Below are 16570 nucleotides of genomic sequence, written 5' to 3' on the forward strand. Positions count from 1 at the left end.
ACTCACAGCGGTCAGAGTCAGAGTGTCATACGGTGTTATAATGTTCGGCTTTGCCTTTGCAGGCTTGCCTGTTAATCGTCTATATCGGAATTTTTATGCTGTTGTTATCGAAGAAAGAAGACTGGCTGGGTAATATCCGCGGGGACGTCCTCGCCGGTTTGGTCGTCGCGCTAGCGCTGATCCCTGAGGCCATAGCCTTTTCTATTATCGCGGGCGTTGATCCAAAAGTAGGTCTTTACGCCTCGTTTTGTATCGCGGTGGTTACCGCCATCGTCGGTGGGCGCCCAGGCATGATCTCGGCCGCGACTGGCGCGATGGCCCTGCTGATGGTTACCTTGGTTAAAGAGCACGGTTTGCAGTATTTGCTAGCCGCGACCTTGCTAACCGGGGCTTTTCAGATTGTTGCGGGCTATTTCAAACTGGGGCAATTGATGAGCTTTGTCTCGCGCTCGGTGGTTACCGGTTTTGTAAACGCCTTGGCGATACTCATTTTTATGGCGCAGTTGCCAGAACTGACTAATGTCACGTGGCACGTTTACGCGATGACGGCAGCGGGGCTCGGGGTCATCTATTTGTTCCCACTCTTGCCGGTGATTGGCAAAGTGATTCCCTCGCCGCTGGTGTGTATTCTGAGTCTGACGGCGTTTAGTCTGTTAGTGGGTTTGGATATCCGCACCGTCGGCGACATGGGCGAGCTGCCGGATACCTTGCCCATCTTTCTCTGGCCAGAAGTCCCGTTGAATATGGAAACCTTGGCGATTATCTTTCCCTACTCCGCGGCATTGGCCGTGGTAGGTTTGTTGGAGTCATTAATGACGGCGACAATCGTTGATGACCTTACTGACACAGGTAGTGATAAGAACCGCGAGTGTAAGGGCCAAGGCATCGCCAATATATTCTCAGGTTTACTGGGTGGTATGGCCGGTTGCGCCATGATTGGTCAGTCAGTGATCAATGTGAAATCGGGTGGTCGCGGTCGTCTATCTACTATGGTTGCTGGGGTAATGTTGCTGACTATGGTGGTGTTTTTGAGTGATTTGGTCTCAATTATCCCAATGGCAGCCCTTGTCGCGGTAATGATTATGGTGTCGATTGGTACCTTTAATTGGGGCTCAGTGACCAATCTAAAATCAAACCCGCTTTCGAGCAATGTGGTTATGATCGCGACTGTTGCGGTGGTGGTATGGACGCATAATTTGGCCTTTGGGGTATTTGTTGGCGTTTTGTTAGCCGCATTGTTCTTCGCAAATAAAGTTAGCCACTTTATGTATGTCGACAGTCAAATTGATGAAAAGACCGCCGCTCGCTATTACCGAGTGATCGGCCAAGTATTCTTCAATTCAGCCGATAAGTTCGTCGCGTTTTTCGATTTTAAGGAAGCCAACGAAAAAGTGGTTATCGATTTGAGTCGCGCTCACTTTTGGGATGTGTCGGCGGTGGCTGCGCTTGATAAAGTAGTGTTAAAGTTTCGCCGTGAAGGCGCAGAAGTCGAGCTAATTGGTTTAAATGAAGCCAGTGAAACCATCGTCGACCGTTTTGGCGTTCACGATAAGCCGGAAGAAATCGAAAAAGTTCTCGGAGGGCACTAATGAATAATAATTACATATTGGGATGCATTGATGGCGCGAGTCTGACCACAGCGGTGTGTGACTACACTGCCTGGCTCTCTGATAAAACAGGTGCGCCGGTAAAACTGCTGCACAACTTGGAGCATCGCCCTCAAGCGCCGCTTGCTGATTTGAGTGGCAGCATTGGCCTTGGTAGCCAGGAAGAGTTGTTAGAGGAGCTTATTAAAGTTGAACAGCATCGCAGTCGGCTCTTGATGGAAAAAGGTAAGCTAATGCTCGATGCTGCACGCCGGCGTGTGGAGGCCGATGGCGTAAGTAATATTGAGACATGGCAGCGTAACGGAAGTCTTCAAGAGACCTTGGTTGAGCACGAAGAAGAAATTCGGGTGCTCGTTATGGGGGTACGGGGTGACGAGCATCGCGAGGGGCAGCTGGGTGCTCATTTGGAAACAGTTATTCGCGCTTTACACAAACCGGTATTGGTTGTGAATAAGGAATTTACTGCACCGAAGAAAGTGATGCTAGCTTATGATGGTCAGGACGCAGCGCAAAAGGCGCTTGATATGATGGTCAATAGCCCTCTATTTAAAGATATTTCGTGTCATTTGGTTTATGTCGGTGAGGAACAGCTTGGCGAAGATTTGCTGTTATCGGCGTCGAGCATACTTGCAAAGGCAAATATTCAACATACTACAGTGTGTTTGCAAGGGCGTGGCGACGAAGTGTTATGCCAGTATCAAATTGATAACGAAATTGATATGACGGTAATGGGGGCATACAGCCATCATCCTTTGCGCAATATGTTACTCGGTAGCTTTACCGCTAAAATGCTGCAAAAAAATCGTCAGCCATTACTGTTGTTGCGCTAGATAAAAGCGAGTTCCCTGACAGCTGAGAGAGGCAAGGCTTTGTAGGCCATGCTTCTCATTTTTATATTCGATTTATTCGGCTATTGAATACAATTGGGTTTGCGCTTTTCCAGAACTGCAGAAAGTCCTTCCCTGCCTTCGTCGGAGCCACGAGTTTGAGCAATGCGCTCGCTGGTGTCGGCAATCATCGCGGCGTCAATTTCACGTCCTGCGATATCTAGTACTAGGCGTTTGGCTTCAGCTATCGCGTTTGGGCCATTGCGAAGTAGATTGGTTACAATATTCGCCACGTGCGCCTGAAGCTCTTTTGGCTCTACTAATTCAGAAACTAAGCCCAGCACATGAGCTTTATTCACGCTAATTAGCTCCGCCGTGGTGAAATATCGGCTGCGGCGCAATTGGCATAGGAGCTAATAGTAGCTGAGATGAAGGCTGTATAAATAACCCTGACTCTTGCTCGCTAGATTTGCTGAACTCTTGATTCATTCACATTAAGTTATTTTTTATTGAGCCCATCGAGTACCATATTTGCCAGCGCAGCACCAATTTCCTTCGATTTCATGATGCCGTTGGGACGAAACCACTGCGACGACGATGTCAGCATGCCGATCAGCGAATGAGTGATCAGTCTAGGGGGTAGTATTGACCGAATCTCGCCGCTAGCCATGCCATCGGTAACAACGTTATTGATGAGGCTAAAATACTCTTTTGAGAGCTTTTTGCTCGTCTCCAGCCACTGCTCGTTTTTAGGGTCGTTCATTGACTCTATTTTTCGCAGGTCTTCTTGCACAAAAATATAGTAATACGGGTATTTCTCTTCAAACGACGCCATGAGCGCGGTCATTAATTTGGCAAGTTTTTCAGGTGCGGGAATATTTTCCTCCGCAATTATCTGTGCTTGCTGGATGTTGTCGCCAACCACCGTTGAATAAATGTCTTCGTAAAGATCTTGTTTAGAGCCGACATAGTAGTAAAGGCTGGCGCGGTCCATATTCGCTTCTTCGGCTATGTCACTTAGTTTAGTGGCGAGAAACCCTTTCTTTAAAAACACATTACCAGCGGCGCGGCGGATAATATCTTTGCGGTCGTTATAGAGGGCTTTACCGGATTCGGCACGGGATTTTCTTCGTATCTTAAGCTTGCTCATTGGGTGTATTGCCTTGCATTATTTTTTGGAGAAACTTGTCTCTAGTGTATGGCTTATTGGTCGCCACGCGTCATTAATATTGAATTTTTTTTCTAGCTAGTGATTCTAAACTAGCAAAAAATTATTGTCATGGTGATAGTGCTTGTGTGTCGGTCGGTGTTGCTTTATCTTCTCGGTTTATTCGTCTAGCGACTCGCATGCGATCCGCGTGCTGGCATTTACGCTCACTATTACGGCCGCCGCGATGTGGTCAGTATCCAATATTGTAATTAAAAAAATAATTTATCTGGTGGTAGTTACAATCCACTAAGTATCGTCGTTTGGTCGGGCTTGATTTCAGGCATACAGTTTCTGCTAGCAACGTTGCTATCGGAGGGCGGAGCTATTCAGAAAAATTGGCTTAATGAATCGGTAAGTACCTGGTTGTCGTTACTTCACTTGGGCGTCGTTGTTAACGGTGCCGGCTAATATGTTGGCGCGTTATCAGGTTAGCCGAGTTGCTCCGTAGGGGGCGGTAGTGGGCATGGTTGCGGGTGTGGCTATATTGGATGAGTCGGTGAGCAGGCTAGAATGGCTTGGCGCTGGCTTCATTATGTCTGCATTGTTCTTTATTGTTGCGGAGTCGCGGCGCGCTGGTTAGGCAGCGATACAATTTAAAGGCAGATAGCGAGCACTCGCTTCGGGTGCCCGTCGGGAAAAAACTCCTACGGTCAGTCAAATGTCGGCGCCGATGGGCTTGCGCATTAGGCCTTAGCCGTATTTGCTTAACAGCGCCGTGATGTGACTGATTTGATCGTTCGTTACGGCGTTGTCGCCGGCACCAGCGCCTTTAGACAGTTCCTGTTGCATCGCGCAGGCCATTGTTTCGAAAAACGTTTTGTCTAAGGCCTTGCGGGCTGCCGATAGTTGTTGGGCGACCCGTTCGCAGCTCTGTTCCTCTTCCATCATCTTCTGTATACCGCGCAGCTGTCCTTCAACTCGTTTCAGGCGAGTGATGAGTGCTTTGCGCTTTTTGTCCCATTCCAGTTCCATAATGCTTAATCTTCGATGCCTATACTTTGTCCAGTATATACTGCTAGGCGACTACAGCTAGAGCAAAACGGATAAAGCGAGGTCTCATTAGGCGCTTTGACGGTGTTGTGATCAGTTCGTTGGGGGTGGGTGTTGATTTAATCGGCAGCTGATGCGATTTTAGATATAATTTTTATTGGTGAAATTTTATGAGTATTGAAGATAGAAATGCCGGTGAGCTTATTCGTCGTGAAGTTATGGGTAGTGCTCATGTTGATACATCATTAGGCAATGCATCAGATTTTGATATGCCTTTGCAAGAGGCGGCGATGGAGCATGCCTGGGGCGGAGTGTGGACCCGCGAAGGCATTGATCGTAAAACGCGCAGCATTGTGACGGTGTCTATGCTTATTGCGTTACAGGCACATGGTGAGCTGAAAGGTCATGTGCGAGGGGCGTTAAATAATGGCGTTAGCCCAGAGGAAATTCGTGAAATCGTTATGCATGCGGCGGCTTATTGCGGCTACCCTGCAGCCCTGTCCGCAATGCGCGTAGCGCGAGAAGTCATTGATACGTATGGGGCTTGATTGCATTTTATGAATTTAAGGCTTTGTTGTACCGCGAGTTTGGCTATCGCGTTTATTACATGGCTAAAGATTCAATGGATCATTTCAGTTAAACAATAAACTTAATAACCAATTGTGAGGTAATAAAGCAAACCAAGAAAAAAATAAGCATTGCCGATACGCCAGCAAACAGTATTGGCATCGGATTAGACTCCGCCTGATCCATGAGTCTTTTTCGACCAGATTTGTTTTGAAGGGCAAATAATAAAGATAGGCCCTGCTTTAATGTTTCGACGATACCAAGTGGTTTTGGTGTTTGCTTTGAGACGGTGTTTGGGTCTTGCTGATTCATCATTGCCATTTTCTCAATTGCTGTTATCGCTGAGCTTATACTTTAGTCTACTTCTGAAAGGTAAAACAGGTACAGATGGGCCCGATTCTAACGGGTCAGTTATCTGAGGTGGGCAATTGCTAAGGTGTGGCTAATGCTCATTGATTAGTGTACCGAGCGTTTTTATCGCATTTTCGAGTTTACTTGTCCATGTGCTGCAGCCGTAATTGAGCCTTATGCAGTTTTTGAATCCTTGTGTTGCTGAGAAAATAGGGCCGGGAGCAATGCTGATGTTTTTGTTTAGCGCGGCGCGGAAGAGCTGCAGTGAGTCAATGTGTTCAGGCAGCTCAATCCACAGAAAATAGCCTCCTGCTGCGGACAAAAGCCTTGTGTTTTTCGGAAAATATCGATCAATAGCGGCCGTCATATAGCCGTGCTGAAGTTCTAGGGTATCTCGCAGTTTCCTCAAGTGTCGATCATAGCCGCCGTATTGTAAGTAGTTGGCGATGCCTAGTTGCGCGGGAATTGAGCTTGACAGTGTTGTCATTAACTTAAGGCGGTGTATTTTTGTGCTGTATTTTCCTGCCGCGCACCAGCCTATTCGATAACCGGGGGCCAGGCATTTTGAAAAGGAGCTGCAATGCAGTACATAGCCATCGGTATCAAAGGATTTGAGCGATTTGGGCGGGATATTGCCAAAGTACAGTTCTTGGTAAACATCGTCCTCAATCAGGGGGACCTTGTGTTTGGTGAACAAGGCGACAAGCGCCTGCTTTTTGGGGTCAGACATACTGGCACTGGTTGGGTTTTGAAAATTGCTCATAAACCAGCCTGCTTTAATTGGATGCTTTTTGAGTGCCTCTGTCATTGTAGGCAGGTCAATCCCATTAACTGGGTCTACCGGTATGGCGATGGCTTTTAACTTCAGACGTTCGAGTGCTTGTAAGCTGGCATAGAAGGCTGGCGCTTCAACCGCGACGAGATCCCCCGGCTCGGTAACGGCCTGTAAACTTAGGTTTAATGCTTCCAGAGCGCCATTGGTAATGACAAGTTCATCGTGGCCAAGGTGTACGTCGGCTATTGCATAACGCTGAAGAAGTTGTCGACGAAGCGCGACGCTGCCTTCTGGTAGGTATGAGACCAGTGAGTGTATATCCATCTCGCGGCTGGCTTTTGCGAGTGATTGCGACAGCCGAGTCATAGGGAAAAAGCTTGGGCAGGGAAAGGCTGAGCCTAGGGGGATAATACTCGGGTTGCTGAGTGAGCCAAGCACCGAAAAAACCAGCTCACTCACATCGACTTGGGTCGGGCTTAAAACCTGCCTGGTAAGCGCTGGTTGGCGCTTTAGAGTGTTACACACATAATATCCTGAACGCGGTTGCGAGCGGATTAGCCCCTGATTTTCTAGCAGAAAATAGGCTTGGTAGACGGTCGAAGGGCTAACGCGATAGGTTTTGCTGGCATGTCGGATTGACGGAACTCGCTCGCCAGATGCCAGCGCGCCACTGTGTATCAAATTACGAATATCCTGCGCCAGTTTTTCGTAACGTTTCATTCATTTCCCTATGAGCTTAATTGGCTATGCCTGTTTTCACTGTGCACGGTACCGGCTTGATATTTAATCTGGCGCTAGCGATAAATCCCTTTGCAGATTGCGAGATGCGGCATAGAAAAACAAGGCCGACATCATCATTATTGCTGGCACGATGTAAAGCAGTGCCATACCTAGTGCGGCGCCGCCAAAGCTTGGTGTGAGTAAGTCACTGAGTAAGCCTACACTCCAAGGCCCTAGCCCTAGACCAATAATGTTAATGATGAAAAACAGAATGGCTGACGCGGTGGCTCGCATACTCAAGCCCACTAAACCGTGGCTCATGGCAATGACATTGCCGAGATAGCTGTTCATTATTATGCCGGGAATTATAAGGCACGCTAAGGCCATGTATTTTCCGTCAACGGTAAACGCGGCGGCGGTAAAGGGTAGGCCAACGACAAGCGCGAGTACGGGCATCCACATATACCAGCGCTTGTCTCGCTTGCTGAGTTTGTCAGAGATATAGCCTCCAGCAATTACGCCAATCGCGCCTCCTAAGCCCAGTATCAGGGCTAACCAAGTGCCGAGTTCGCCGGTGGTCATGCCATGACTGCGAATCATAAATGAGGCGGTCCAGTTTGCCGTTGCATAGCCTGCAAAGGCGTTGAGCGCGGCGCCCATAGAGAGGTAGCGAAATGAGTGCCGACTCCATAACACGTAAAGCACCTCAGTGAGTGGTGCTTGCGTTACGCTTGCTGTTCGCGCTTCAGATTGGCCTCGCATTGGTTCTGTAATAGTGAATCTAACGATAATCGCCAGCAGTATGCCGGGCAGGCCCACGACGACAAAGGCAACGCGCCAGCCAAAAAATTCATTTAGCCAGCCACCAAGTAAAAAGCCAAAGAGAATGCCAATATTGACGCCAGAGGAATAAAGCCCCATTGCTGTTGCGCGCTTTTGGGGTGGAAAGATATCTGAAATCATCGAGTGGGAGGGTGGGCTGCCGCCAGCCTCACCGACACCAACCCCAATTCGAGCAAGTAAAAGCTGCGCAAAATTCTGCGCTAGGCCGCTAATACTGGTCATAAAACTCCAGGTAAATACTGCGAGTGCGACTATATTGCGACGGTTGGCACGGTCTGCCCAGCGTGCAATCGGAATCCCGGCAGTGACATAAAAGGCGGCAAAAGCGAAGCCTGTCAGCAGGCCTAAATGAGCATCCTTTAAGCCTAGGTCAGCTTTGATCGACTCTTGTAAGATGGCGAGTAATTGGCGATCAATGAAATTAAAGCTATACACCATCGTCAGGACCCCGAGGGCATAGTACGCAGCGCCGGGGATCTTAGAATCTAATACCTGATTTTTATCGTTTCTTTGTTTGTCGGCATCCATGTTCAGTATTCTCGTTATTTATTGTTATACGGAGTTTTTGGATTGCGATTACAGTAGCGGGCCGTCGCTGCCTTATGTGCGAGTCTAGGTTTATTCGGATATTCAAGGATGAGCGCAGATCCCTAGGCGGTTTTAATAAAACCTGACTAGGGATGCTGATCATGTTTCGGTGCTGGTCTTGGGAAAAGCGCCATTGCATTTCCCGTCGCCGCCGTTATTTTGATGGATTGATTAGGAATTTCTTGCCTGTCGCCTGCTGGCTGTAAGCGGTGACAATATCTTTGTTAAGTGCGTCGACCAGTGAGATTTCATCACTGTAGTGGCTCGCAAAAGTAGTGTCTAATTCATCCGCCACGCGTTTGCGCAGTTCCATGCCTTTTTCCATGCCGACCTTTTGCAAAAATGGGGTGAGCAGCCAGGCGTTAATTCCCCAGCTAAAGCCAAAGTTGCGGTTGATAATCGTTGGCGACATATCCAAGCCGCCGTATATGTAAAGCTGTTTAAAGGTGGTAGAGCCGTACGGTCCAGGCAAGTCCACATCTTTCAGTGCCGCGCGTTCCATGCAGCTTAGAATTCGGCTGCCAAGGTCGCCGCCGCCGGTGGCGTCAAACGCAATGTATGCGCCGGTTGCTTCAATCGCGGCGGTAAGGTCGTCCATGAAAGTATCATCACTGGAGTTGCATATATACTTCGCGCCTTGCGCTTTGAGGAGCTCGGCTTGGTCTTTTTTGCGAACAATGTTAATCAGGTCGATGCCGTCATCCTGGCAAATTCGGTTGAGCATTTGCCCCAAATTTGATGCCGCAGCGGTGTGAATAATGGCTTTGTAGCCCTCCATGCGCATGGTTTCCACAAATCCTAACGAGGTTAGCGGGTTAACAAAACAGGAGGCGGCTGCCTTTGCTGTCGTGCCTTCGTTCAGTGTCATGCATTGCATAACATTTACTTTTCGATACTGGCAATACAGTGCGCCGTCGAGAACGGCAACGGTTTTGCCGAGTAATGCTTGTGCGGCGTCGCTGCTGCCCGCTTTTACAACGGTGCCAGCACCCTCGTTACCGATGGGCAGTGGTTTGCCAACACGTGGCTTTACACGGCTTTCGATACCCTTGCGTAATTTGGCGGTATATACCGTGTCAGCGCCCGTTCCTGTGGTTTCGCCGGTGGAGACATCAGCGGGAATGATCAGTGTCGCTTGGTCGGATGGGTTGATTGGTGTTGCCTCAATTCGCACCACCACTTCATTCTCGCCGGGTTCAGGGATCGGGGCTGATTGTAGAAGTAATTTCAGGTGTCCGTCGTCGGTAACGAGCGAGCGTAATTGTAGGCCTGTGGTGGGGGTTTCCAGTGTCATGGGTTTATGTCCTTTAAGGCGCTGGTGAGTTGGTTTCTGCTTAACTATAGCGTGTTAGCAGTGATTACTTCTATAGGTGCGTCGGTTATGGGCGAGATGGCCATGGCTTTGCTCGCCAATCTTCAGGTGGCAATGGTGTTCTACTGGCAGTAATGCGCAGCGTCTTTAGCAAAATTGTTATTAGCCTAGCAGAATATTTTTACTCTGGGGGTGATGGTACTGCTTTGGCTCGCTGGGCTACCGCATTAACGCGGTAGCAGCTTCGCGGGCATCGTTTTAAAGGCATGAATAGAGTTTGAGCGTATATAACTGGGTTCGCCCAACAGTTCGATACTGGCGAAGTGCTTGAAGAACTCCTCAAAGAATATCCTTGCCTCCATCCGTGCTAAGTTTGCGCCAAGACAGAGATGAATACCGTGTCCGAAGGCCATGTGAGGGTTATGCTTGCGCTCAATGTTGAATTGCATCGGCTGATCGAAAACCGCTTCGTCAAAGTTGGCTGAGCTATACAGCATGACCACTTTGTCTTCTGCTTTAATCGCCGTGCCGCCGATGTCCGTGTCGCAGGTCGCCGTGCGGCGAAAGTAGTGCAAAGGACAGGTCCAGCGCAGCATTTCTTCTACGGCACTAGGCAATTTCTCTGGCTGGGCTTCGAGCTCCCGATACAGTTCAGGCTGCTGCAGGAGCTGGTACATGCCGGAGCTGATTAAGCCGCGGGTGGTTTCATTGCCTGCCACAGCGATCTGCACAAATAGGCTGGCGAACTCCGCTTCAGAAATGAGCTCGCCGTCGACTTCTTGGTTAATCAGCAGGGATATCAGATCGTCGCCGTCTTTGCCCTTGCGCTCACAGGCCAGCTCAAAACCGTAGGTGCCCATTTCGATGCTGGCCTGCAGAACGTCTTCCTCGGTGCCGCCTAGGTCGGGGTCCGAGGCAGAAGTTTGCATGTCGGACCAGCGCCGGATCTGCGGCCACATGTCCCGGGGGATTTCCATTAACTCGCAGATGACCGCGGTGGGCAGATCGCCGGCCAAATCATCGACGAAGTCCACGGTGTCACGGCCTTGGGCTGAGCGCATAATCTCTTGGGCTATGGCGCGTATTTGTGGCTCAAGTGCCTTGAGTCGGCTCGATGTAAAGCGGGTAATGACGGCGCGGCGAGGCTTGGCGTGACGCGGCGGATCCATCCCGAGTAATTGGTTGCGGGCCATTTCTAGGGTGCTGTCCGGCAGGTCATCAATAAGCACAAAACCCCGTTCGGCAGAGAAAGTCTTGAAGTCCCGTGACACCGCCATGACGTCGGCGTGCTTGCTAATCACCCAGTAGCTGCTGCCGTCAGGATGAGGGTGGCGATACACCGGTGCATTTTCGCGCAGCCATTGAAACTGGCTGTGGGGAATCCCCTTTAGATAACTGTCTGGGCTGTATACATCAATATTCATCTTATTCCACCAATACTTTTGGCGTTGCTAAGCCTTGGGCTTCGCACATGGCGAGGTAGAAGTCGAGGGTCATCTGCCCATCTACAGCGTAGGTGATATTGCCGTCGGCATCCAAATTAAGGTTTGCGCCATACATTTGAAACCACACCCGAGTATTGTCCTCGATACATTGCAGGGTATGCATTGATCCCGCTGGTTCATAAAGGAATGAACCGGCACGGTTAACGTAGTCGTACTCTTTGTACTTCCACGCGCCGGAGCTGGTGTAGCCCCACACTGGTCCAGTGTGTTTGTGGGTTTCAACTTCATAGCCTGCTTTGAAGATGTTCTCGATTATCCACAGGCCTTCGCCGCGCTTGACTTGTAATACCCGTAGTAGACTGCCATCGCCAATGTCAATGAACGGCAGTTCGTCTGCGCCGATGTGAACCGCCTCAGTAATAGACATATTTGCTCCTGATGTCGTGGTCTCTTTCGAGTTCTTATTCGCTATGCAGTTTGTAGCAACACCGAGTATGACGAGGTGGCAAGGCCTTTAACACCTCCGTTTGGGGGGGGAAGGCCTGCAGTTGTGGAGTTACTTAAAACCGCATTTTCCTTTAATTTCAGCGGTGGTAAGGTTTTGTCATATAAATCAGAAATCGCGTCATCCTTGCTGGAATGTCATTGCTTGATTTTACAAACTGGGGCATTTTGGTATCGTTCAGTGGCTCGCCCAAGCGTACCACTTATTTTAATAGGGACTAGACAATAAATTATGACAAAAATGCGCGGCGGCATTAAAGGCACAATGTCCGCTGATCTGCTATTCGTAGCGGTTACTTTACTTGCCGCCATTAGCTGGATTTTTTCCAAGGAAGCGGTGGCGATTATGCCGCCGTTATTGTTTATGTCGGCGCGATTTTTGATCGCTGCAATATTGCTGGCTCTGTTAGCACGGCGCCAATTGCGCGTACTGACTATAGCTAGCCTGTGGCGCTGCGCTAAGGTCGGCGTTGTGTTCGGTGCGGCGATGAGCCTATGGGTGCTCGGCCTCACCGCCTCAAGCCATGTAGGGGAGGCGGCCTTTTTAGTTAGCTTAGCTGTCGTACTTGTGCCGGTAATTGCGCGGCTAATTTTTAAAGAAGCTGTTCCTCAAAGTACCTGGGTGGCGTTGCCGATAGCCTGTTGCGGCTTAGCACTACTGTCGCTTAATCAAGAGCTGAAATTGGAGGCCGCACAGTTGCTTTTGCTGGCAGCCGCAAGCTTCTTTGCAATTTACTTCAACCTTAACGCCCGCGCCGCAAATCCCATTTCACAGACCGGCAGGGATGGACTAATACGAAACACGCCGCAAGTTCCTGTGCTCGTACTAACAACGTTGGTACTGATGATTGTCGCTATTGTGACGGGAATCTTTTCAGCGTTTACGGAAAGCTGGGAAATCGGGAAGTTGGTCGCATCTCCAATGGTTTGGATGTGGGTAATGCTTTCTGCCACGATTGGCACTGCAATGCGATTTTATATACAGACATATGCTCAGAGTCTTTCTCCATATAGTAATGGTGTGGTTATTATGGTCCTTGAGCCGGTGTGGACTGCCTTGATTGCGGCCTTGTGGTTCAAAGAGAGTATGTCAGTAATACAATTAGTAGGGTGTCTATTGATCTTTCTCGCTCTGCTCGTGAACCGTTGGCGAGCGGTACAGCTGTTTTTGAGACAAATCGTTGGTTATGAGAATTAACAAGTAAATACCGCCGGTAAATTTAAGCAGCATTACCTCGCGTGAAATTATGAATTAGTAGCGATTTTCTATATTTTGCATTTTTGCCCTGAGAGAACTTAATTCCAATTAAGCTTGTTCTTAGTTGGCGTGAGTAGCACGGGAAATGTCATGATTGACCGGAGCTTCGGGGCGGCGAAGCATTTGTTGCTATTGAACAGTGGCAAGGGCGGAGGGACTTCCGCAGGAGTAGTTGTTCGCTTATCTCCTTTAGACCTTGCTTATCTGCGGTAGTAACCGCTAATTTGGCCTCGGAGTTTGTAAAGGAAGAGTCGCAGCGTGGGCTGTTAGTCAAACAGCGTTGCGACACTTCCCATATCCCTGAGCCGTAAATATACCCACATACAGGGAATAATGATCAGCAGGTTTGGCTAATACTGTAGCCTGCTGGATACTCAACCAGCGTGGCGCTGGCTATTTTATTGGTGAGTTGTTAGAAGGACAATGTTACATCTAGCCCAAAACTGCGAGGTTCGCCAAAGATGGTGGTTACGAAGCCGCTGGCAGCCCAGTCGATTTCGTGCGCAGCGTAGTTTTTGTTTTCTAGGTTTTTGCCCCATAGTTGTACGCTAAGTTCGCCATCGCCCATTGCGATATTGCGGACGCCGAGTGTCGCGCCTAATAGCCCAACGTCGTCTTTGCGGGCCACACCTTGCGAACTGAAGTAATATTCATCTTCCCAGCTGTAGTTCAGCGCGGCATTGAGTTCGCCGAATGAAACAGTTCGAGCGTAGTCTAAGCTAATGTTGTAACTATGCTGAGGCGCAGACGGAACATTTTTTGAGTTTGACACCTCTTGCCCATATTGAATAAAGGACTCGTAATTGGCGTCAAGATAGCCGTAGCTAGCATTTAGTAGTAGGTCGCGACTCAATACGGCAGTTAAGTCTATTTCTGCGCCTGACATTTCTGCTTCACCGGCGTTAAATGTGTCGGTTGCAATAATATTGACAGGATCGCTTTGGTCTACTTGTAAGTCTGTGTATTCGTATAAGAAGGCGGCAAGGTTAAGACGTACGCGGCGATTAAATAATTCGGCTTTGCTGCCAATTTCGTAGGCGAGTAATTCCTCCGGGTCGAAGCCTGAGGCAAAGCGTGACTCTGTGCCTCGAGTATTAAACCCACCTGCCCGATAGGCCGTGGCGATTTTGGCATAAGCATTTATGTCGTCGCTGAGGTCATAGGCCACGGTGATGCTGGGGGTGAATTTACTGGAGGACTGCTCGCCGTTCACTGTGGTGCCATTTAGGTTGTTGAATAAGTTGTCGTACTTACTCGCTTCGCGCTTATCGTTGGTGTAACGCATACCTAGGGTCAAATGAAGCCGCTGCTCCAGCAGGTCGGGCGTGTATTCAAATTGAGAGAACGCGGCTAGGGATTCGGCACTGGCGTCTACTTCATTATATTCTTCAGCTATTTCTGGGAATCCGCCCAGTGCTAAAAGATTGAGTGAAGCGAGTTGGTCTTCGCGGCCTTTCTCTTTGAAATAATACAAGCCGGCTACATAGTCTATTTTGCCGTATAGCGTGCCTAGAAATTGGATTTCCTGCGAGATCTGATCTTGAACCTTGTCGGTACGAGTGTCGAGAATTTCAGCGCCGCTGGCGACCATGGATGGGAATGCGCCGCCACTGAAATGGTGCGCGCTGGCAGAATAGTCCTGGTAGGCGAACTCATCGAGGTCACGATAGGCTGTAATGGACTTAATTGTGAGATCGTCACTAATAAACCAGCTTGCCGTTAGACTATGGCCACTAACGTCATCACTGCTTTTTTCCAAATTATTAACCGACAGTGCCGATTGACGTGTATTACGAGAAAACGGAGCTAATCCAGCGCCATTTGGGTTGGTGATGTGAGTCAGCTGATAGGCGAGTTGGCCACCATTGATTTCAGATTGGTCAAAGGCGTAATCTAAGGTCAGTGTGTCACTAACCAACCAGCGCACAGCAAGACGGAGTGCTTGCTTTTGTTGTTCGCCAAAATCTTTACCTGTGCCGATGTTTTCTACCCAGCCGTCTTCAGCGCTGCGGCTAAACGCGGCACGCACCATGACGGTATCGGTAATAGGTAAATTGACTTGCGTTAATGTGCGCCAGTAACCGCGATTTCCCTTGCTAAATTTTTGTTTAAGACTAAATTCCTCGTCCGCTTGCGCGCTGCGAATTGAAATCGCACCGCCGGTGGTATTGCGTCCGTAAAGGGTGCCTTGGGGCCCCCGTAATACTTCGATCGCTTGCACGTCGGCGATATCGGCAGTTAAGCCCGCAGAACGACCTAAATAGACGCCATCGAGGTAAACACCCACCGCCGGGTCTTTGGTGATTTGTAAGTCAGCGTTGCCGACGCCGCGAATAAAAGCAGTGAGTGAGTTGCGATTTGAGGGGTGTGGCGCGGTGGATAAATTCGGTACCGCGCCTTGTATATCGCCAACATCACTAATTCCAAGCTGTTCGAGTTTTTCACTACCAAATGCGATTAGGGAAATTGGTGCATCTTGTAGCGATTCAGTTTTCTTTTGGGCGGTTACAATTACCTCTTCTAGTTCCAGGCTGTTGTTTGATTGTTCGGCATAGCTAATATTAATGGCCGCTATGGCCATAATAAGCGCTCTTACTGCGTAACTGTAGTTTTTCGGTGATGACATAATGTACTCCTAAAATGTTGTTTTTATAATCTGAATAGCTAAATGCGGCCTTGGCGGCTTATCTTTTTTCTGTCTTTTTAATAACATCTTTATGTCATGGCGATAGAGGTGAAACATCGTTGAAATGGACTATTTAAGATATAAGTAAAAAGAATGGTCACTTATGGTCGCCCAATAGACTTATTTGGGATGGGCTGCAAATTTGCGACCAGCGCTAAATCCGCCGTCAACCGCGATGGTTTGACCGTTTACAAATGATGCTGCACTAGATGCAAGAAAGTCGATCACACTGGCTACTTCGTCGGCGCGGCCAGCGCGGCCTTGCAGATGCCAGCTAATAAATTTTTCATGGAGTTGCGGGGCTAGGGCGATATCTTTGGTCATGGCGGTTTCAATCAAGCCAGGCGCCACGCTGTTGCAGCGGATACCGCAGCTGGCATAGTCCGCTGCAATACTGCGAGTTAATTGAATGATGCCGCCCTTGGATACATTATAGGCAACATTATTGTCGCAGGCCTCTAGACCAAAAATACTCGCTACATTAATGATATTGCCGTGGCCTTGGGCGAGCATGACCGGTAGTGCGTATTTACACATCAGCATGCTGCCGGTCAGGTTAACGCTTAATACCTTTTGCCATTGCGCCATATCAATATCGCTTACGCCGCCCCAACCGCTGATTCCTGCGCAGTTGACAAGGGTGTCGATGCTGGCGAACTCATCGGCAATTTGGGTAAGCGTGGCACGTATTGCTGCTTCATTTTCCACGTCGAGCTGGAAAAAATGTATACCGTTGGCTTGCCATAATGTGGAAAGCGAATTCGATGGGGACATGATATCGCAGGCAATAACGGTGGCACCGCTGGCGAGTAAGCTATCTACTGTGGCTAGGCCGATACCCGAACAGGCGCCGGTAATAAGAGCTACGTTCCTCATGCTAAATCCCC

17 protein-coding genes are annotated in these 16570 nt (G+C 49.1%); 6 read left to right on the forward strand and 11 right to left on the reverse strand.

Annotation, left to right across the window (positions count from 1 at the left end):
* Positions 1 to 95: 95 nt before the first annotated feature.
* Together AZF00_RS02455 and AZF00_RS02460 are read left to right on the forward strand one after the other, a co-directional pair.
* Positions 96 to 1589 carry a SulP family inorganic anion transporter gene (locus AZF00_RS02455; RefSeq protein WP_062383003.1) on the forward strand — a complete coding sequence of 498 codons (1494 nt, stop codon included), beginning with the start codon at positions 96 to 98 and terminating at the stop codon, positions 1587 to 1589.
* Positions 1589 to 2437, forward strand: coding sequence for a universal stress protein (locus AZF00_RS02460; protein WP_008248187.1), 849 nt, complete (start codon positions 1589 to 1591; stop codon positions 2435 to 2437). Before AZF00_RS02455 ends, AZF00_RS02460 begins: the two co-directional genes overlap by 1 nt.
* A gap of 80 nt (positions 2438 to 2517) precedes the next feature.
* On the opposite strand, the gene AZF00_RS02465 is transcribed toward AZF00_RS02460, so the two are convergent.
* Both AZF00_RS02465 and AZF00_RS02470 read right to left on the reverse strand, forming a co-directional pair.
* The gene (locus AZF00_RS02465) at positions 2518 to 2793 is read right to left on the reverse strand and encodes a Clp protease/crotonase-like domain-containing protein (RefSeq protein ID WP_062383006.1); all 276 of its coding nucleotides are present in this window, start codon (positions 2791 to 2793) and stop codon (positions 2518 to 2520) included.
* Positions 2794 to 2933: 140 nt separating this feature from the next.
* Positions 2934 to 3584, reverse strand: coding sequence for a TetR/AcrR family transcriptional regulator (locus AZF00_RS02470; RefSeq protein WP_062383009.1), 651 nt, complete (start codon positions 3582 to 3584; stop codon positions 2934 to 2936).
* A gap of 517 nt (positions 3585 to 4101) precedes the next feature.
* Between AZF00_RS02470 and AZF00_RS19685 the strand changes: the two genes are divergently transcribed.
* Positions 4102 to 4224, forward strand: a complete 123-nt coding sequence (locus AZF00_RS19685) for a hypothetical protein (RefSeq protein ID WP_257722008.1) — start codon at positions 4102 to 4104, stop codon at positions 4222 to 4224.
* Positions 4225 to 4334: 110 nt separating this feature from the next.
* Here AZF00_RS19685 and AZF00_RS02475 read toward each other — a convergent pair whose 3' ends face one another.
* Positions 4335 to 4616, reverse strand: a complete 282-nt coding sequence (locus AZF00_RS02475) for a metal-sensitive transcriptional regulator (protein ID WP_062383010.1) — start codon at positions 4614 to 4616, stop codon at positions 4335 to 4337.
* A 188-nt stretch (positions 4617 to 4804) separates the two neighbouring features.
* On the opposite strand from AZF00_RS02475, the gene AZF00_RS02480 reads away from it, so the two are divergent.
* Entirely contained in the window at positions 4805 to 5182 is a 378-nt protein-coding gene (locus AZF00_RS02480) for a carboxymuconolactone decarboxylase family protein (protein ID WP_008248183.1), read from the forward strand.
* An 88-nt stretch (positions 5183 to 5270) separates the two neighbouring features.
* On the opposite strand, the gene AZF00_RS02485 is transcribed toward AZF00_RS02480, so the two are convergent.
* The 4 genes from AZF00_RS02485 to AZF00_RS02500 all read right to left on the reverse strand — a co-directional run bounded on the left by AZF00_RS02485 (position 5271) and on the right by AZF00_RS02500 (position 9772).
* Positions 5271 to 5516 (reverse strand): hypothetical protein, encoded by a 246-nt coding sequence (locus tag AZF00_RS02485; RefSeq protein WP_062383011.1) that lies wholly within the window; start codon positions 5514 to 5516, stop codon positions 5271 to 5273.
* A 127-nt stretch (positions 5517 to 5643) separates the two neighbouring features.
* Positions 5644 to 7047 carry an aminotransferase-like domain-containing protein gene (locus AZF00_RS02490; RefSeq protein WP_062383012.1) on the reverse strand — a complete coding sequence of 468 codons (1404 nt, stop codon included), beginning with the start codon at positions 7045 to 7047 and terminating at the stop codon, positions 5644 to 5646.
* A gap of 63 nt (positions 7048 to 7110) precedes the next feature.
* Complete coding sequence (locus AZF00_RS02495) at positions 7111 to 8418, reverse strand: spinster family MFS transporter (protein WP_062383014.1); 1308 nt, start codon at positions 8416 to 8418, stop codon at positions 7111 to 7113.
* A 214-nt stretch (positions 8419 to 8632) separates the two neighbouring features.
* Entirely contained in the window at positions 8633 to 9772 is a 1140-nt protein-coding gene (locus tag AZF00_RS02500; protein WP_008248179.1) for a zinc-binding dehydrogenase, read from the reverse strand.
* Positions 9773 to 9778: 6 nt separating this feature from the next.
* Between AZF00_RS02500 and AZF00_RS19275 the strand changes: the two genes are divergently transcribed.
* Complete coding sequence (locus tag AZF00_RS19275) at positions 9779 to 9925, forward strand: hypothetical protein (protein ID WP_156474837.1); 147 nt, start codon at positions 9779 to 9781, stop codon at positions 9923 to 9925.
* A 92-nt stretch (positions 9926 to 10017) separates the two neighbouring features.
* Here AZF00_RS19275 and AZF00_RS02505 read toward each other — a convergent pair whose 3' ends face one another.
* Positions 10018 to 11214 (reverse strand): cytochrome P450, encoded by a 1197-nt coding sequence (locus tag AZF00_RS02505; protein ID WP_062383016.1) that lies wholly within the window; start codon positions 11212 to 11214, stop codon positions 10018 to 10020.
* A gap of 1 nt (position 11215) precedes the next feature.
* Positions 11216 to 11662 carry a 2,4'-dihydroxyacetophenone dioxygenase family protein gene (locus tag AZF00_RS02510; RefSeq protein WP_062383021.1) on the reverse strand — a complete coding sequence of 149 codons (447 nt, stop codon included), beginning with the start codon at positions 11660 to 11662 and terminating at the stop codon, positions 11216 to 11218.
* A gap of 309 nt (positions 11663 to 11971) precedes the next feature.
* On the opposite strand from AZF00_RS02510, the gene AZF00_RS02515 reads away from it, so the two are divergent.
* Positions 11972 to 12937 (forward strand): DMT family transporter, encoded by a 966-nt coding sequence (locus AZF00_RS02515; protein WP_082793644.1) that lies wholly within the window; start codon positions 11972 to 11974, stop codon positions 12935 to 12937.
* A 472-nt stretch (positions 12938 to 13409) separates the two neighbouring features.
* Here the strand turns inward: AZF00_RS02515 and AZF00_RS02520 are convergent, their stop codons facing one another.
* A complete protein-coding gene (locus tag AZF00_RS02520; RefSeq protein ID WP_082793645.1) occupies positions 13410 to 15623 on the reverse strand; it encodes a TonB-dependent receptor in 2214 nt (737 codons plus the stop codon).
* Positions 15624 to 15803: 180 nt separating this feature from the next.
* Positions 15804 to 16559 carry an SDR family NAD(P)-dependent oxidoreductase gene (locus tag AZF00_RS02525; protein WP_008248174.1) on the reverse strand — a complete coding sequence of 252 codons (756 nt, stop codon included), beginning with the start codon at positions 16557 to 16559 and terminating at the stop codon, positions 15804 to 15806.
* Positions 16560 to 16570 lie beyond the last annotated feature (11 nt).

The sequence above is a fragment of the Zhongshania aliphaticivorans genome, assembly GCF_001586255.1.
Classification (GTDB): domain Bacteria; phylum Pseudomonadota; class Gammaproteobacteria; order Pseudomonadales; family Spongiibacteraceae; genus Spongiibacter; species Spongiibacter aliphaticivorans.

Excerpts from the sequence above, each read along its gene's own strand:
- AZF00_RS02455 (WP_062383003.1), top strand. The coding sequence starts at position 96 with ATGCTGTTGTTATCGAAGAAAGAAGACTGGCTGGGTAATATCCGCGGG.
- AZF00_RS02460 (WP_008248187.1), top strand. The coding sequence starts at position 1,589 with ATGAATAATAATTACATATTGGGATGCATTGATGGCGCGAGTCTGACC.
- AZF00_RS02470 (WP_062383009.1), bottom strand. The coding sequence starts at position 3,584 with ATGAGCAAGCTTAAGATACGAAGAAAATCCCGTGCCGAATCCGGTAAA.
- AZF00_RS02475 (WP_062383010.1), bottom strand. The coding sequence starts at position 4,616 with ATGGAACTGGAATGGGACAAAAAGCGCAAAGCACTCATCACTCGCCTG.
- AZF00_RS02480 (WP_008248183.1), top strand. The coding sequence starts at position 4,805 with ATGAGTATTGAAGATAGAAATGCCGGTGAGCTTATTCGTCGTGAAGTT.
- AZF00_RS02485 (WP_062383011.1), bottom strand. The coding sequence starts at position 5,516 with ATGATGAATCAGCAAGACCCAAACACCGTCTCAAAGCAAACACCAAAA.
- AZF00_RS02490 (WP_062383012.1), bottom strand. The coding sequence starts at position 7,047 with ATGAAACGTTACGAAAAACTGGCGCAGGATATTCGTAATTTGATACAC.
- AZF00_RS02495 (WP_062383014.1), bottom strand. The coding sequence starts at position 8,418 with ATGGATGCCGACAAACAAAGAAACGATAAAAATCAGGTATTAGATTCT.
- AZF00_RS02500 (WP_008248179.1), bottom strand. The coding sequence starts at position 9,772 with ATGACACTGGAAACCCCCACCACAGGCCTACAATTACGCTCGCTCGTT.
- AZF00_RS19275 (WP_156474837.1), top strand. The coding sequence starts at position 9,779 with ATGTCCTTTAAGGCGCTGGTGAGTTGGTTTCTGCTTAACTATAGCGTG.
- AZF00_RS02505 (WP_062383016.1), bottom strand. The coding sequence starts at position 11,214 with ATGAATATTGATGTATACAGCCCAGACAGTTATCTAAAGGGGATTCCC.
- AZF00_RS02510 (WP_062383021.1), bottom strand. The coding sequence starts at position 11,662 with ATGTCTATTACTGAGGCGGTTCACATCGGCGCAGACGAACTGCCGTTC.
- AZF00_RS02515 (WP_082793644.1), top strand. The coding sequence starts at position 11,972 with ATGACAAAAATGCGCGGCGGCATTAAAGGCACAATGTCCGCTGATCTG.
- AZF00_RS02520 (WP_082793645.1), bottom strand. The coding sequence starts at position 15,623 with ATGTCATCACCGAAAAACTACAGTTACGCAGTAAGAGCGCTTATTATG.
- AZF00_RS02525 (WP_008248174.1), bottom strand. The coding sequence starts at position 16,559 with ATGAGGAACGTAGCTCTTATTACCGGCGCCTGTTCGGGTATCGGCCTA.